At 33.7% G+C, this 18048-nt stretch carries 13 protein-coding genes; 10 read left to right on the top strand and 3 right to left on the bottom strand.

Annotated elements, in window-relative coordinates:
- Window positions 1-80: 80 nt before the first annotated feature.
- Window positions 81-3065: a leucine--tRNA ligase gene (locus BUE22_RS20005; protein ID WP_073397707.1), complete on the bottom strand. Its 2985-nt coding sequence runs from the start codon at window positions 3063-3065 to the stop codon at window positions 81-83.
- A gap of 308 nt (window positions 3066-3373) precedes the next feature.
- Here BUE22_RS20005 and BUE22_RS20000 point away from each other — a divergent pair, with 308 nt between their 5' ends.
- The 7 genes from BUE22_RS20000 (at window position 3374) to BUE22_RS19970 (ending at window position 10314) form a co-directional block, all read left to right on the top strand.
- Entirely contained in the window at window positions 3374-3721 is a 348-nt protein-coding gene (locus tag BUE22_RS20000) for a winged helix-turn-helix domain-containing protein (protein WP_073397705.1), read from the top strand.
- Between the two features lie 97 nt (window positions 3722-3818).
- Complete coding sequence (locus tag BUE22_RS19995) at window positions 3819-6374, top strand: TonB-dependent receptor (protein WP_073397704.1); 2556 nt, start codon at window positions 3819-3821, stop codon at window positions 6372-6374.
- A gap of 579 nt (window positions 6375-6953) precedes the next feature.
- On the top strand, window positions 6954-7829 hold the full coding sequence (locus tag BUE22_RS19990) for a cell division protein FtsX (protein WP_042564723.1): 876 nt from the start codon (window positions 6954-6956) through the stop codon (window positions 7827-7829).
- Between the two features lie 92 nt (window positions 7830-7921).
- Window positions 7922-8176, top strand: coding sequence for a DUF3098 domain-containing protein (locus tag BUE22_RS19985; protein WP_073397702.1), 255 nt, complete (start codon window positions 7922-7924; stop codon window positions 8174-8176).
- 94 nt (window positions 8177-8270) lie between these two features.
- Entirely contained in the window at window positions 8271-9068 is a 798-nt protein-coding gene (locus tag BUE22_RS19980) for an undecaprenyl-diphosphate phosphatase (protein ID WP_073397700.1), read from the top strand.
- Complete coding sequence (truB, locus tag BUE22_RS19975) at window positions 9068-9763, top strand: tRNA pseudouridine(55) synthase TruB (RefSeq protein ID WP_073397698.1); 696 nt, start codon at window positions 9068-9070, stop codon at window positions 9761-9763. Before BUE22_RS19980 ends, truB begins: the two co-directional genes overlap by 1 nt.
- An 11-nt stretch (window positions 9764-9774) precedes the next feature.
- Complete coding sequence (locus tag BUE22_RS19970) at window positions 9775-10314, top strand: hypothetical protein (protein WP_243396808.1); 540 nt, start codon at window positions 9775-9777, stop codon at window positions 10312-10314.
- 372 nt (window positions 10315-10686) lie between these two features.
- Here BUE22_RS19970 and BUE22_RS19965 read toward each other — a convergent pair whose 3' ends face one another.
- A complete protein-coding gene (locus tag BUE22_RS19965; protein ID WP_073397696.1) occupies window positions 10687-11304 on the bottom strand; it encodes a thioredoxin family protein in 618 nt (205 codons plus the stop codon).
- Between the two features lie 183 nt (window positions 11305-11487).
- Here BUE22_RS19965 and pyrH point away from each other — a divergent pair, with 183 nt between their 5' ends.
- From pyrH to BUE22_RS19950, 3 genes are all read left to right on the top strand, one after another.
- Window positions 11488-12195, top strand: coding sequence for a UMP kinase (gene pyrH / locus BUE22_RS19960; RefSeq protein WP_042564728.1), 708 nt, complete (start codon window positions 11488-11490; stop codon window positions 12193-12195).
- Window positions 12196-12348: 153 nt separating this feature from the next.
- On the top strand, window positions 12349-12912 hold the full coding sequence (gene frr, locus BUE22_RS19955; RefSeq protein WP_042564729.1) for a ribosome recycling factor: 564 nt from the start codon (window positions 12349-12351) through the stop codon (window positions 12910-12912).
- A gap of 117 nt (window positions 12913-13029) precedes the next feature.
- Entirely contained in the window at window positions 13030-15522 is a 2493-nt protein-coding gene (locus BUE22_RS19950; RefSeq protein ID WP_073397694.1) for a DUF5686 family protein, read from the top strand.
- A 167-nt stretch (window positions 15523-15689) separates the two neighbouring features.
- Here the strand turns inward: BUE22_RS19950 and BUE22_RS19945 are convergent, their stop codons facing one another.
- Complete coding sequence (locus tag BUE22_RS19945; protein ID WP_042564732.1) at window positions 15690-17960, bottom strand: cation:proton antiporter; 2271 nt, start codon at window positions 17958-17960, stop codon at window positions 15690-15692.
- Between the last annotated feature and the right edge of the window lie 88 nt (window positions 17961-18048).

Here is an 18048-nt window from a genome sequence, read left to right as displayed (position 1 = left end):
AAAAAATTACTACAAAAAAAAATCCCAAACCCCAATCGTAAAATTGGAATTTGGAATTTTATATTGGAATTTAAATCTGGTTAACCAACCAAATTGATGATCTTTCCAGGAACAATAATCACTTTATTTGGGATTCTTCCATCAAGTTGTTTTAATGTTCTTTCATCTTTCATGATGATTTCTTCGATTTGCGCCGCGGTTAAATCCAAAGGCAATTCGATTGTGAAACGCATTTTTCCGTTGAAAGAAACCGGATATTCTTTATTCGTTTCAACTAAGTGCTTCGCATCAAAAACAGGAAAAGCAACTGTCGAAATAGAATCTTTATTTCCTAATTGCGACCATAATTCTTCAGCAATATGCGGTGCGTAAGGCGAAACCAAAATCGCTAATGGTTCTAAAATCGCTCTTGAATGACAATTTTGAGTTGACAATTCATTCACACAAATCATAAATTGAGAAACCGAAGTATTGAAAGAAAAACTCTCGATATCTTCTGCTACTTTTTTGATCGTTTTGTGCAACGATTTTAAGTTGTGTTTTGTAGGTTCGTCGTTGTTTACGATTAAACCGTTATTTTCATCAAAATACAATCTCCATAATTTTTTAAGGAAACCAAAAACTCCCGAAATTCCTGCAGTATTCCAAGGTTTTGCCTGCTCTAACGGGCCTAAAAACATTTCGTATAAACGTAATGTATCAGCTCCGTATTCTGCACAAATATCATCCGGAGTTACCACATTGTATTTTGATTTCGACATTTTTTCGACTTCACGACCAACAATGTATTTTCCGTTATCATCTGTGATAAATTCAGCTTTTGCATAATCAGAATACAAAGGATGATTTTTGAAGCTATCGATATTTAATTCATTAGACGAATTCACTAAAGACACGTCAACGTGAATTCGCTGTACAATTGCAAAAGGAATTTGTCCACTTAATAATCCTTCCGAAAAATCTTCTAAATCTCCTTCATCAAATTTACCGATTTCCTCATCTGTAAATTTCGATTTAGATTCTTCTAAACTTCTATTATATTCAGATTGGGAAATCATACGAATTTTGTCGTTTTCTCTAGACACATAAACAAACGCACTAGTTCCCAAAATCATTCCCTGATTAATCAGTTTCTTGAATGGTTCTTCCGTTGGAGCGAAACCTTTGTCTTTTAAGAATTTATTCCAAAAACGAGAATATAGTAAGTGTCCGGTTGCGTGTTCGCTTCCGCCAATGTATAAATCGACACTTTCCCAATAGGCTAACGCTTCTTTGCTTGCAAATCTATCCTCGCTGTGTGCATCCATGTAACGCATCCAATACCATGAACTTCCCGCCCAACCCGGCATGGTGTTTAGTTCAAGAGGGAAAATTTCGAAATTATCGACCAAATCAGTATTAACAACTTCGTTGTTTTTTGTATCCCAAGCCCAAATTGTTGCGTTTCCTAATGGAGGCAAACCATCTTCGGTTGGTAAATATTTCTCTACTTCCGGCAAAATAATCGGCAAATGTTCTGTAGCGATCATTTTTGGAAGTCCGTTTACATAATAAACCGGGAAAGGTTCTCCCCAATAACGCTGACGAGAGAAAACTGCATCACGCAAACGGTAATTTGTTTTTCCGCTTCCTTGATTTATCGCTTCTAATTCGGCAATTACTTTTTGAGTTCCTGTTTTATAATTTAATCCGTTTAGGAAATCAGAATCTATTAATTCAAATCCTTCTTTGGCTCCAAAAGCAGCTTCTGAAATATCTTTATTAAAAATATTCTTAATTTCCGGCATTCCGTTTTGACCTTTAAAGAAATTTGCAAAAGCATAATCTCTTTCGTCTCCACAAGGAACCGCCATTACTGCGCCAGTTCCGTAACCTGCCAAAACATAATCTCCAATCCAAACTGGAATTGGTTCTTTCGTAAAAGGATGTTCTGCATAAGCTCCGGTAAATACTCCCGAAATGGTTTTTACATCGGCCATACGCTCACGCTCAGAACGTTTTGCTGTTTTTTCGATATACGCATCAACAGCATTTTTTTGATCTGCGGTTACAATTTTAGCCACCAAATCGTGTTCTGGTGCCAAAGTCATAAAAGTTACGCCAAAAATAGTATCAGGACGAGTTGTAAATACGTCGATTACTTCATCATGATTTTTCACGTTGAAAGAAACCATTGCACCAACCGATTTTCCGATCCAGTTTCTTTGTGATTCTTTTATAGATTCACTCCAGTCGATATCATTTAAACCTTGCAACAAACGTTCTGCATAAGCAGAAATTCGCATGCTCCATTGGGTCATTTTTTTACGAATTACAGGATATCCACCACGCTCAGAAACTCCGTTTACGATTTCGTCATTTGCTAAAACAGTTCCTAAACCAGGACACCAGTTTACTTCGGTTTCTGCCAAATACGTTAATCTGTATTGCAACAATATTTTTTCCTGCTCATCTGCTGAAAACGCTTTCCATTCGCTTGACGAAAAACTTTGAATATTATCATCAGATACGGCATTTACTTCTGCATTTCCTTCTTTTTCGAAAATAGCTGTCAAAGTCGAAATATCTTCGGCTCTGTTTGTTTCTTTATTGTACCATGAATTAAATAACTGAATAAAAATCCATTGTGTATGTTTGTAATAATCAGGATTTGAGGTACGTACTTCACGCGCCCAGTCAAATGAAAACCCGATTTTATCTAATTGTTTTCTGTATCCGGCAATTTGTTTTCCTTCTTTATCCACTCCACCGTCAATATTTACGCGTGTTGTATCTTCGGGACGCTGTCCTGTCTGAATCGCATATTGCTCTGCCGGCAAACCAAAACTGTCATAACCCATTGGGTGCAAAACATTGAAACCCTGATGTCTTTTGAAACGAGAATATACATCTGAAGCAATGTAACCCAGCGGATGCCCAACGTGTAATCCCGCTCCAGATGGATAAGGAAACATGTCTAACACGTAATGCTTCGGTTTTTCAGAATTGTTTGATGCAGCAAAAGTTTGGTTTTTAGCCCAATATTTTTGCCATTTTTCTTCGATTTCGTTTGGATTGTATTTCATTCTCTTTTAAGGTTCAAAGGTTCAGAGTGACAAAGATTCAAAGGTTTGTCACCGAATTAAGATCGCAAATTTACATTTATTGTAGATTGTACCAAAGCTATTTCGTTGACAAACAAATAAAAAAACACATTACTTATTTTTAATTACGTAAATATACTTATATTCGTGTTTTTATACTTAGATAAATTGCGTTTTCTGAATCATGAAGAAAAGTTCCGGAGGAACGACCAATATTGTAGGGCTGGATTTCAATCCAGCACAAATAAAGAATAATAGTGCTATTTTTGTAAGATCACTAAAAGAATAAAATGAGTAATAGCAAAAAATATTCTGTTGAAGTTCGCCTTTGGATTGAAGAAACTGAAGGTCCATTTCTGGGAATTGGGAAAATCTGGCTTTTAGAGAATATTCGAAAAACAGGATCTATTACCAATGCGGCAAAAGAAATGAAAATGTCCTATCGTCAGGCGTGGCAATTGGTTGAAGAAATGAATCAGCGTGCCGAAAATCCGCTGGTAGAGAAACTTCTTGGAGGAAAAGGCGGCGGCGGAGCAAAATTAACCGAAGCAGGTGAAAAAGCTATTGTTGTTTTTTATGAAATTGAAAAACGTATTAAGGATTTTGCCCTAAAAGAAACCCAAAATTTAAAATTTTAAAACACATTATTCATTTAAAAAAAAATCAAACAACCAAAATCATTTTTTATAACCATCAGTGTTCATTTTAAAACATACTGAAATTTTTTATTCTCTTATGAAACTAAACCTTTACACATTTCTGCTTTTGATAAGTTTAAAAAGCTTTTCTCAAACTCAAAATTCAAAAAAAGATCAGGACAGCATCAAAAAAGAAGATTTAAACGAAGTTGTAATTACCGCTTCCCGTCGATCTGAAAATATTATGCGTTCGCCGATAAGTATCGAGCAGTTAAAATCGGCGGAAGCCAAAAAAATGGGTTCTCTAAGTATTTATGAAGCATTAGAAAATGTAAAAGGAGTTCAGATTATTACGCCAAGTTTGGGTTTTAAAGTAATAAACACAAGAGGTTTTGCGAATTCGACCAACGTAAGATTTGCGCAATTGGTTGACGGAATAGACAATCAGGCACCCCATTTGGGCGCGCCAATTGCAAATGCACTCGGCGCAAATGATTTGGATATTGATAAAATCGAAATTATTCCGGGAACGGCTGCGGCTTTGTACGGAATGAACGCTATTAACGGTTTAGCAAATATTCAAACCAAAAATCCTTTTGAATATCAGGGCGTAAGTATTCAGCAATTAACGGGCGTCAATCATGTTGGCAATGTTGATCGGTTTTCACCGAAAATTTATTCTCAGTTTAATTTAAGATTTGCAAAAGCTTTCAATGAAAAAATTGCCTTCAAAATAAATGCTTCAACTACGGGCGGAACAGATTGGGTTGCCGATGACAGAACCGATTTGGCGCCAAATGCCAATGCTTCGACCAATTTATCCGGCGCAGATAATCCGGCTTATGATGAAGTAAACGGTTACGGAAATGAATCGGCAAACAGAAAAACTTTAAACTTAAACGGTAAAAATTATGTTGTTGCCAGAACCGGATATCGCGAAACGGATATTACCGATTATGACATTAAAAATTATAAAGCTGATGTTGGTTTTTACTTTCGTCCGAAAAAAGGAAACGAACTTTCTGTTACTTATAAAACAGCATTGATTAATACTATCTATCAGCGTTCGAACAGATTTCGATTAGACGATTACACATTGAATCAATTTGCGGTTGATTATCACACGCCTATTTTTCAGGTAAAAGCATACGCCACAACCGAAAATACCGGAAACTCATATAACCTTCGTTCTTTGGCAGAAAACATGGATCGCGCTTATAAATCAGATGATAAATGGTTTGCAGATTATTCAACCTCTTATAAAAATGCTATTACAGGCGGAGCAAGTATTGCCGACGCTCATAAAATGGCCAGATCACAATCTGATCAGGGACGTTTTGAACCGGGAACTCCGGCGTATGAAGCAAAAGAAAAAGAATTAATCGATATCAATAATTGGGATATTGGTGCGGCTTTGCGCGTAAAATCGACTTTAGTTCATGGCGAAGGGCTTATTAATTGGGATAAGGCTTTTGTTTCTTTCTTCGAAAAAATCGATACTAAATTATTAAGCGGTTTCGATTATAGAAACTACATTATTGTTCCTGACGGAAATTATTTTATCAACCCAAAAAGTACTACTGAAAATTTAACGTATCAAAAAACTGGGGCTTTTACACAGTTAACGAAAGACTTTTTCAATAGCAAATTACGTTTGGGCGCCACAATAAGAATGGACAAATCTGATTATTTTGATGCAAAATTCACCCCTCAGTTTACAGCGGTTTATTCTCCAAAAGAAACGATTAATTTCAGGGCATCGTACCAAAACGGATATCGTTTTCCGAGTATTTTTGAAGGATTTTCGAATGTAAATTCGGGAGGTGTAAAACGTGTTGGCGGTTTGAGGATTATGTCTGATGGTGTTTTTGAGAATTCGTATACAAAAGCATCGATTGATAAATTTCAGGCGCAGGTTAACACCGATGTAAACACAAATGGTTTAACTCAGGCACAAGCTATTGAAAAGAACAAAAACATGATTCAGAAAAACCCGTACACTTATCTGGAACCTGAATTTGTAAAATCTTTTGAATTTGGTTTTAGGGGAATGGCATTAAACAAAGATCTTTTTATTGATGCCGATTTTTATTACAACTCTTATAAAAACTTTATTGCTCAGGTGGAAGCCAGCACTGTTAATACAACAGATCAAACACAAATTCCAACGCTTTTATATTCGAGAACAACCCAAAATCGTTACCGTTTATGGACAAATTCTAAAAGTAAAATTTACAATTACGGCGGAAGTTTAGGTTTGAAATATAGAATTGATGAAACTTTTACGGCTTTAACAAATCTAACCTACACAAAATTGGACAGAACAGACGATAAAGACGGTCTTGAAGATGGTTTTAATACTCCTGAATTTAACGTAAACGGAACTTTAATTGCCAATAATATCTGGCGAAATCTTGGTGCGAGCGCGACGGCACGTTATCAAAACAATTTTGATTATGTTTCTTTTTTAGTTTCCGGAACTGTACCCGCTTATTGGTCTATGGATGCGCAAATCAATTATTATTTTCAAAAATCCGGAATTACTGCAAAATTAGGAGCCACCAATCTTTTAAATCAACCTTATACTTCTATTCTGGGCGGGCCGTCCATTGGGGGATTATATTATTTGTCTCTGGTTTGGGAAACTTTTTAAGGTTCTTTCTAAGGTTCTAAGACGCTAAGATTCTAAGTTGCTAAGTTTTTTATCTGTTGACTTTCAAAATACGTCTCCCGAGGTTAAAACCTCGGACTATATTGATAAAAAATACAACATTAAAACATAGCCTGCGGTTTCAACCGCCGGAACACAACGCAAAATTCATCAAAATACGTCTCCCGAGGTTAAAACCTCGGGCTATATTGAATAAAAAAATACAACACTAAAACATAGCCTGCGGTTTCAACCGCTGAAACACAACGCAAAATTCATCAAAATACGTCTCCCAAGATTAAAACCTCGGGCTGTTCTGAATAGATAGATAAAAATTATAACATTAAAACATAGCCAACGGTTTCAACCGTTGGAGACGTACAAACAATCAAACTAAACTTTACGATTTTGCCGAGATTAAACAGAAACAACTTTACGGTTAAATCGGCTTGCAAGATTTTTAATTCTTGATTTATTAAATCCTGAATCGTATCTTTATTGTACAAAAGTCAAAACTTTGGTCGTTATTAACTTTAAATAAAGAAATACTTTATTATTTTTACCACATAATTTAAGCATACTATGAGTTCTAACTTTGATAAATTTCAAAAGCGCAGGTTAATTTCCTCTTATTTTTCGGTTGTATTAAGTGTATTTCTGGTTTTATTCCTTTTGGGAGTACTGGGATTATTCATTATCAATTCTAAAAAACTGGCTGATGACTTTAAGGAAAAAATCGCGATGACGGTTTTCTTAAAAAACGAGGCCAATGATAGTGTAATAAAAGCTTTTAATACTGAATTGAAAAGAGCTCCTTTTGCAAGATCATATGTTTATGTAACCAAAGAAAAAGCTGCAAAAGAACATACTGATATTATCGGAGAAGATTTCCTTACTTTCTTAGGAGAAAATCCATTATTGAATTCTTTTGATATTCATTTAAAAGCAGATTATGTTGAAAGAGACAGTATCTTAAAAATTGAAAGTAAATTACGTCAAAACACTATGATTGAAGATATTGTTTATGACAAACAATTGGTAAATCTGGTAAACGATAATATCAAAAAAGTAAGTATGTGGATTTTGATTATCAGCGGTTTCCTTACCGTAATTGCTGTTTTATTAATCAATAGTTCATTACGTTTATCGATTCACTCTAATCGTTTTATTATTAAAACGATGCAAATGGTGGGCGCTACAAAATCGTTTATTCGTAAGCCATTTGTTATGCGAAGCGTAAAATTAGGAATCCTTGGCGCTGGATTAGCCATTGTTGCCTTGATTGCACTTTTACTTTATGTAGAAACAAATTTCCCTGGATTAGGAATTTTAGAAGACAAAATCTTAATAGGATTGGTGTTATTGGCCGTTTTCGGTTTAGGAATCCTGATTACATGGGTAAGCACGCACTTTGCAACACAACGTTTTCTAAATTTAAGAACAGACGATCTTTATTAATTTTAGATTTCTGACTTTAGATTTTAGATTTTTTAAAATAAAAACGCCTTCTCCCGAAGCTTCGGGACGCTCAGGCTGACAAAAAAATAGCAATGAAAAACAACAATAATACAGAACAACAACCACAAAAACAGGAATTCCTTTTTGACGGTATCAATTATAAAATTCTATTGATCGGAATTGGCGTTATCGCATTAGGATTTATTTTAATGTCTGGAGGAGGAAGTGATAATCCGAATGTTTTTAATGAAGATGTTTTTAGTTTTAGACGTATCCGTTTAGCTCCAACAACTGTTTTAATTGGTTTTGGAATCACGATTTATTCTATTTTCAAAAAATCTAAATAGACTTTCTTAGACTGCTTAGACAACTTAGATTTTTAGATCTTCTCTTTAAAAATCTGACATCTAAGAAGTCTAATAATCTAACAATCTAAATTAAATGAATACATTACAAGCTATCGTTCTTGCCATTATTGAAGGAATTACAGAATTTTTACCTGTTTCTTCAACTGGACACATGATTATTGCCTCTTCTTTTTTCGGAATTGCACACGACGACTTTACCAAACTTTTTACGATTGTTATTCAGCTTGGCGCGATACTTTCGGTAGTTGTTTTATACTTCAAACGTTTTTTTCAAACACTTGATTTTTATTTTAAACTTTTGGTTGCGTTTATTCCTGCCGTTGTTTTAGGTTTATTATTGAGTGATTTTATTGATGGTTTATTAGAAAATCCGGTTACTGTTGCTGTTTCACTTTTAATTGGAGGTTTAATTTTATTAAAAGTAGACGAATGGTTTAACAACCCAAATACAGCAGAAACATCTCAGGAAATTACTTATTTACAAGCACTAAAAATTGGATTATTTCAATGTATTGCCATGATTCCCGGAGTTTCAAGAAGTGGTGCAAGTATTGTGGGCGGAATGTCGCAAAAATTATCAAGAACTACAGCAGCTGAATTTTCATTCTTTTTAGCGGTTCCTACAATGTTAGGAGCAACAGTAAAAAAATGCTACGACTATTATAAAGACGGATTCGAATTATCGCACGATCAGGTTAATCTGTTGATTATAGGAAATGTGGTTGCTTTTATTGTAGCACTTTTGGCAATTAAAACCTTTATTGGTTTTTTAACTAAAAACGGTTTTAAAGTTTTTGGTTATTACCGAATTATCGCCGGAATCATTTTGTTATTGATTCACTTTTTCATTCACCCACTTACGATTATATAATGACAACTGAAGAATATTTAGACGGACAAGTTTTATTGATTGACAAACCTTTAAAATGGAGTTCGTTTCAAGCTGTCAATAAATTAAAATACCTTTTAATCAATAAAGTCGGGCTTCCTAAAAAGTTCAAAATTGGTCATGCGGGAACACTTGATCCTTTGGCAACTGGTTTATTATTGATTTGTACCGGAAAATTTACTAAAAGAATTTCTGAACTTCAGGGTCAGGCCAAAGAATATACCGGAACTTTTTACATCGGAGCCACTACTCCATCGTATGATTTAGAAACCGAAATCGACCAGACTTTTCCAACTTCGCATATCGACGAAGCTTTGATTCACGAAACGGTAAAACAATTTTTGGGTGAAATTGACCAGAAACCACCCATTTTTTCAGCTATTAAAAAAGATGGCGTTCGTTTATACGAACACGCACGAGCAGGAGAAACGATAGAAATTGAAAGCAGAAAAACCACAATTCACGAATTTGAAATTATAAGAATTGCACTTCCTGAAATAGATTTTAGGGTTGTTTGCAGCAAAGGTACTTATATTCGTTCACTAGCTTTTGATTTTGGAAAAGCCATGAATTCAGGATCACACTTAACTGTTTTACGCCGAACTAAAATTGGTGATTACGACGTTAAAAATGCGATTGATATTACTTTATTCGAAGAAAGCCTACAGCAAAACTAATCGTAAATCGTATGAAGAGATTTTTATTTGTGTTTATCATGATTTTACTAGCTAGTTTATCTGTTAATGCACAAAATAAAAAATTTACTTATCTTCAATTTGATATTTCTGCATCTTTGGCCGGAAATAATGAAAGATATGAATCAGAAGATTATCCGGATCAAAAAAATAAGGATTGGTTTGTTCCTGATGGTTTAGGATCAAAAATTGGATATGGAATTCATTACAAAAAATGGATTACTTTAGGAATTCACAGTGGTATAGACTGGAAATGGGAAGATAAATTTGTAGCAGTTCCTGTATATTTAAATTTTGGTTTAAGTCCGAAAGTAGGCGAAAACACCATAATTACAGCGCAAGCCGGTTACGGAAAAGGATTTGCATTAGGGCGTGGAAATCTAAATGGAGAATATAGAAAGTTTAGAATTGGAATAGGTTCTGATGACTTTATTATTTTCATTGAAACTGCCCAATACGATATTATACTCAATAATCAAAAAAGCATAAACAGCATCAACTTAGGAATATCTGTCGTGAATTTTGATTTGTAAGTTTTCTTAAATGGAATTGAAATTTATTTAGAGAAACTCCAATAAATTAGAAACACATTACAAAAGGTAGTGCTATTGTAATGTGCCAACTCCTAAATTAATTGTTTTGGAAATTAATAGTGTGGTACATTTTTTCCGTCAAACAATAATCTCGAAAAAAAATCGTAAAATTTTTCGAATAACTTTTTCATAATAGTGGATTTTTAATAGTTCAACATTAAATAAACACCAATAAGAGTAAATCAAAAAATAATAATAGAAGTGGGTTTTCTTATTACTAAGATACAAAACTTTATATTAAAACCAAATATTTTAATAAATTTTATGATGGTACGACATTAATTATCAATATATTACCTAAAATAGACAGTTTTACAGCCTATTGTATTTTATATTTTCCATAATCTGAACCAGTTCTTCCTGAACAGAAATTCCTTTATCTGCCAAATACCACAATTGCAAATCGGTTTTTATTTTTTCATCAATTACGCCAAATTCCTTTTTATAGTTAATCATTAATTCGGAGGCGCCTTTTGGTCTTGGTCCCCAATCAGCACGAACAATTCCGGCTTCTTTACAAATTACAATTACTTTCGGGATTGCTTTTCCTCCATTTGTTAAATACTGGCTCATTAATTCGTCATTTTCATCTCTTAAAACAATCTTGAGATCTATTTTTTTATCAGATGCCAAAGCCATTTTATTAAGTATCGGAAGTATTTGTGCCGCATCGCCACACCAGCCTTCAGAAATTACAAGCCAGATATAATGATTGTTTAAGTTTTGCAGCTTCGAAATAACGTCTTCAGAAATTTTAATGGTTTTTTCCAGTCGGTTCATTCTCGCTTCATTTAAACTGGTATAATGAGTGAGACTTTCTGATTGATCATTACCGGTTGATTTCCCTTGTGATAATAAATCTGTGACTAATTTTCGGTACTCAGGATAAGAATGACTGTTGAATAATCCTTTGGCTACAATACTTTTCATATTTCTTTCGTTTTGATACGATAAAAATACAAATTTTAAAAAGATGCAAGAATGACTTTTATCAGATTGAAGAGAAATAAATGTTCTTAAACTTAAAACTCAAAAGAACAAATTAATTTTTTAAAAACATTATTTTTAAAAATCAGAATATGTCTATATTTGCACAAATTAACGCAACAACACATGAAATATAAAAGAATTCTTCTAAAACTAAGTGGCGAAGCCTTAATGGGTGATTTACAATACGGAATCGACCCAAAAAGATTAGCCGAATATGCTGAAGAGATTAAGCAAATTCACAATAAAGGAGTAGAGATTGCTATTGTTATAGGAGGAGGAAATATTTTTAGAGGCGTTGCAGGTGCAAGTGCCGGTATGGATAGAGTACAAGGCGATTATATGGGTATGCTGGCTACTGTTATTAACGGAATGGCTTTGCAGGGTGCTCTTGAAGACAAAGGAATGAAAACACGTTTGCAGACTGCTTTAAAAATGGAATCTATTGCAGAACCATACATTAAAAGAAGAGCAGATCGTCACCTTGAAAAAGGAAGAATCGTAATTTTTGGTGCCGGAACCGGAAATCCATATTTTACAACTGATACCGCTGCCGTTTTAAGAGGAATCGAAATTAATGCAGATGTTATCTTAAAAGGAACACGTGTTGATGGTGTTTATGATTCTGATCCCGAAAAAAATGCATCGGCAGTGAAATTTGATACTATTTCGTTTGATGATGTTTTGAAAAAAGGATTAAACGTAATGGATACAACTGCTTTTACATTAAGCCAGGAAAACAAATTGCCAATCGTTGTTTTTGACATGAACAAAATTGGAAACCTTTTGAAAATCTGCGACGGTGAAAATATCGGAACTGTAGTGAATGTTTAGACTACTTAGATATTAGATTATTAGAATTTTTAATTCTGGTAATCTTTTTAAGAAAAATTAAAAAACAAAAACATATTAGTTAGTAAATTAGACGAAGCCTTTTTTAGAAACCTAAAAATCTAATCGTCTAGAAATCTAAAAAATCTAAAAAAAATGAGTGAAGAAATAGATTTTATTTTAGAAAGTACTGAAGAATCAATGAATGGTTCGATTGCGCATTTAGAAAAAGAATTCTTAAACATTCGTGCTGGAAAAGCTTCTCCGGCAATGTTGGGAAGCGTTTTCGTAGATTATTACGGATCTGCAACACCGCTTTCGCAAGTATCTAAAATTAGTGTTCCTGATGCCAGAACAATCACTTTACAGCCTTTTGAAAAAAATATGCTGCAGGTTATTGAAAAAGCAATTATGGTTGCCAATATTGGCTTTAATCCAATGAATAATGGTGACGTAATTATTATCAGCGTACCGCCTTTGACAGAAGAACGCCGTAGAGATTTGGCTAAACAAGCAAAAGCTGAAGCTGAAGATGCTAAAATTGGTATTCGTAACTCTCGTAAAGATGCTAATACTGATATCAAAAAATTAGAAAAAGAAGGAACTTCAGAAGATGTTTGCAAATCTGCAGAAGAAGAAGTTCAGACCTTAACAAATAGTTTTATCAAAAAAATTGACGAGTTATTGGCTGCTAAAGAAGCAGAAATCATGAAAGTTTAATTTTATTTGAAACAAATTAAAATCCGTTTAGTTAAAATTGTACTAGACGGATTTTTTTATTGCTATTTTTGCATACCAAAATTTAATTGTTTTCGTTTTGCAACTATAATTCTCTGTATGAAGCTATTCTGTTTACTGACTTTGTTTTTCACGCTTACTATTCAGGCGCAATTTCAAATAAACGGAATTGTAAATGACTCGAAAAACAAACCTCTTCCTTTCGCTACAATTACTACTTCGGACAATAACAATACTATTACAGACGTCGACGGGAAATTCGTTCTTCATTCCCTTACAAATATTCCTTCTTTTACTGTTTCTTATGTTGGTTTTACTACCAAAACGATTACGGTATTAAACAATAAAAAGTTCTATTCGGTTTTACTTTCTGAAAAAACAGATAATTTAAAAGAAGTTGTAATTGCCAACGAAAATCCTGCTTTGGCTATTTTAAGGAAAGTAATTGCAAATAAAAACAATAACAATCCGCAAAAAAAGCTGAATAACTTTGAATATAAAACCTATAATAAACTTATTGTAACGGCAAATCCGGATTCTATTGACGGTAGAATCGATTCTTCTGCAGCTTATAAAGATTTCAATAAAAAAGAAATTAACATAGATTCCTCTGATTATAAGTTTAAGGAAATAATAACCAAACAGCACTTGTTTCAAACCGAAAAAGTATCACAATATCAGTTTGCAAATAATAAACTGAAAGAAACGATTCTGGGTTCTAAAATGGCAGGTTTTAAACAGCCAATTTATGAAATCATCGCTTTCAATTTGCAGTCTATTTCTATTTACGACACTAAATATGAATTGTTTGAAACTAAGCATGAAAGCCCGATTTCAAACAATGCGCTTGCCGATTACAGCTACAAACTCCTTGATACTGTAGCTATCAAAGGAAGAAATACCTATATGATTTACTTTAAAAACAAAAAAAGAAGATCAAACAGACTTGAAGGTGTTTTGTATATCGATCAGGAAAATTTTGCTGTAGCAAAAGCAGTAATGCGAATAAAAGGCGTTTTGGATATTAGCGGAATTCATGAATTTGAATATGTTCCAAGTGAAAAATTATGGTTTCAAAGCAATACAACTTTTAAAATCGTAAAAGGAAAAAACGATGAGGATATAAAAATCTTAGGCGGAACTATTCAGTTTGATGCAGATGCCGAAGAAGATTATGAACCGAGAAAAAAAGTAGCTTCAGACTTCACTTATGTCCTTTCTGAAAGCAACAATTTTGACATTCACTACAACAATAATCCATCAGTAAAAAATCCAGCGCTTTATATTGAAATTAAGGATGATGCCAGCAAACAGCCCGAAACTTTCTGGAACAAATACCGAAAAGACAGTCTCGATTTAAAGGGTCAAAAAACATATCAATTATTAGACAGTCTTTCTATCAGTAAAAGAATAGAAAAACGACTGGGATCGGGAAGAAAAATCATCAATGGTTATTTTCCAATTGGCCCTGTTGATCTTGATTTAAAGAAAATAATAAGCTACAATAATTACGAAGGTTTTAGATTGGGTATTGGCGGAATCACTAATGATCGTTTTTCTAAAGGTTTTAGAATTGAAGGTTACACGGCTTACGGAACAAAAGATGGCGTTGTAAAATACAGTCTAGGCGGAGGAGCTTTATTAGACAAAAACACAAATACCTGGATAAACGGTTATTATACTGATGACATTAGAGAAATTGCAAGTACTGTTTTTGCCGTTGATAAACGTGTTTTTAAAATTTATGATCCACGGCCAATTAACATTAGTACGTTTTATCACTACACGACCTGGAAAACCAATCTTCAAACCAAAATAATTCCTAAAACTGAAGCTGTTCTGGAATTATCAAGAAATTATGTTGAGCCAAAGTTTGATTATCTTTTTAATTTAAACGGAAAATTATACTCAAGTTATATTATGACAACTGCGATGTTGTCTATTGTTTGGGCGCCTTTTAGTGATTTTATGCAAACTCCAACAGGCAGAAACGAATCTGATAAAAGATTTCCGAGGTTTACTTTTCAGTACACACAATCATTGCCAAATGTATTAGGAAACGATTTTACCTTTGGAAAAATAGATTTTAAAACAGAATACGAAAAGAATTACCTAAACGGCCAAAAAACAAGCTTGTTACTGCAGGGAGGTTATGCAATGGGCGACGTTCCAATAACACATTTATACAATACTGCTCCAAACAACTTAACAAAAGAAACGGTTATACAGCGTATTACTTTTGCCGGAAGAAACAGTTTTGAAACCATGTATTTTAATGAGTTCTTCTCTAGTCAATATATTATGTTTCAGGTAAAACATGGCTTTGATAGAATTAGATTATTAAGAAAAGTTCGTCCGTCATTGGTATTAGTAACCAGAATGGCATGGGGAAATATGGATCATCCGGAACAACAGGTTGGGCCAACTTATAAAACACTTAACAAAGGTTTTTTTGAATCCGGAATTGAATTAAACAAAATTTACAAAGGGATTGGTTTAGGCGGATTTTACCGCTACGGACCAAATCAATTAATGAGATTTGAGGATAATATAGCAGTTAAGATTTCTTATGTTCTTGATTTGGGACTTTAGGTTTTAAATTTCAATCTTTTTTAAATTCCAAATACCAATCTTTTTAAACTATATCCATAAAATCTTTGTCAAAGTTTTAAACTTTGACAAAGATGAAAAAGAAAAATCCCAAACCCCAATCGTAAAATTGGAATTTGGGATTTTTTTATTTAAAATTTCCTCTCGTATTATGGTCTCAAAATCAAAACCGAAGGTGTATTATTTAGCCATGTACTTTGAGATTCTATTAATTTTTTCCAGCTGTCTAAACTAATAATCATTAAGTTTTGGCTTTCTAAAAACTCTTTCTTAATTGTTCTGTCGTGCATAATCATAATATGATTTGGTGCAATTTGTTCGATCGAGCGAATACTTTCCTGAATGTCGCGGGTATTTTTTACTTCACCACTGGCATCCAGAACCGTAATTTGCGAGCCATTATTATTGATTAACTTCTTGGCATAATCTATCAAAAATGAATCTTCTTTGCTAAAAATCGGCATAAAAATCTGATTCACATCTTCGAGATCTTTATCAATAAAAATTCCAACCGGCATTTTTGTTTTAGCAATAATATGACGTGTTCTTTCATCAAAAGGAGAATTTTCGAACAAACCTTCTTTTCCGGTAAACTTATCAATTAAACGATCCGGATTTACAATTCTGGTTGTAAAGCCAAGAATCTTACCCAGTAAGGTTCCATCAAAAATAGATTGTCCTAAACCAACCAGTAATAAATCATATTCTCCCTGATTTGCCGTATCGATAATTTCTGTATCAATATCATTTGTTACTTTAAAAACACTAACCATATTTTGATTCAAACGTTCAGATTCTGCTATAACCGGAAGCAGCATTTTGCGTTCATGATCTTTTACGTCAAACGAGTGAACTTCTGTACTTAAAGACAAATGCATTGCCGCAACAATAGAATTATCAGGTTGTTTTTTAACCAAACTATTTGCAATTTTCAACAGCTTTTTTCCTCTTTCCGGAGTTGCAAATGAAAGCAGAATCTTGTACTTACTCTTATTTCCAATTTCTTCAGGAATTGCCGTTACTTTATCTTTAAAAATATAACCAATAAAATCTAACGCAGGTCCTGTCATAAAAGTAGTGACCAAAGCCATAATTACCATCATGGTAAAAATTTCTGTAGAAAGAACACCTAAATCATAACCGATATTTAAAACTACCAATTCCATTAAACCACGGGTGTTCATTAAAGCGCCAATTGCCAGACTGTCTTTCCAGTTTTGACCAACGAATTTGGCCGCCAAAGCACTTCCAAAGAATTTCCCCGCCACAGCCACAGCAATGATTACTGCAGTAACTTTCCATAAATAAGGATCGTTTAACAACCCAATTTGTGTACGCAACCCTGTAAATACAAAAAACAATGGCAGTAAAACAATTATGGCAACGTCTTCAACTTTTTCAATAAAAATATTTCTGAATTTATTGTTTTCCGGCATGATTGCTCCTGCTAAAAATGCTCCGAACAAAGCATGAATTCCAATTAATTCAGATACATAAGAAGAGAACAAAAGTGTTATAAAAAAGATAGCAACTACGGGTTTATTCAAACTTTCGCGAGTCGAATTTAAATCTCCGACACGTTTCAGGAACGGACGAACTATTTTCAACATTACGATTACGTATAAAATTGCCAAACCAATTACGTATAAAGCACTTGTAAATGAACCTGCTTTTACAATGGCAATTACTACTGCCAGAATACACCAGGCAGTAATATCATCTGCAGCGGCACAGGTTATGGCAATGGTTCCGAGTTTTGTTTTTTGCATTCCGCGTTCCTGAACAATTCTGGCCAAAACCGGAAAAGCAGTAATACTCATGGCAATTCCCATAAATAATCCGAAAGATGCAAACTCTACCCCAACCGGAGCAAAAGTATGATAGATAAAATAAGCCAAAGTCAATCCCAATGCAAATGGAATAACAATACTTGCGTGGCTAATTACAACAGCATCGTGAGCCTTGTTTTTAAGCACTTTTAAATCCAGTTCCATACCAATAACAAACATGAAGAGTATTAAACCAATTTGGCTTAAAAACTGTAAGTTTCCTAATGATTCTTTTGGAAATAAAAGAGCTGAAAATTCAGGAAAATACATCCCGACCAAAGATGGTCCTAAAACAATTCCGGCAATCATCTCACCAATTACGGATGGCTGCCCTATTTTTCTAAAAATCCATCCAAACAAACGTGCTACCAAAATAATAGTGACAATTTGTGCCAGTAAAATAGCCAGCGGATGCTGCAGGTTTTCAATCATAGAATGCAGGAAATCATTCCAATGATTACTTTCTATTTTTTTCTGAACTATTCCCCGCCCTACTTCAAGCGAAGCTCCTTTTGAAATTACCCAATATATTAAAGCTGTGAAACCACCAATAACAGTAACGTAAAATAAAGAGTTTTTAATATTATTCATAACTCGTTTTTTTAATTTATTGGTGCAAATATCAGAAGTGAAAGTTACCTGAAAAAGTAAATTTAAGGCTAATTTTCAATGTATGTAA

The organism is Flavobacterium pectinovorum (genome assembly GCF_900142715.1).
Classification (GTDB): Bacteria; Bacteroidota; Bacteroidia; order Flavobacteriales; family Flavobacteriaceae; genus Flavobacterium; species Flavobacterium pectinovorum.
Note: the sequence above shows the minus strand (reverse complement) of the source record. Positions and strands in the feature narration are given on the sequence as shown.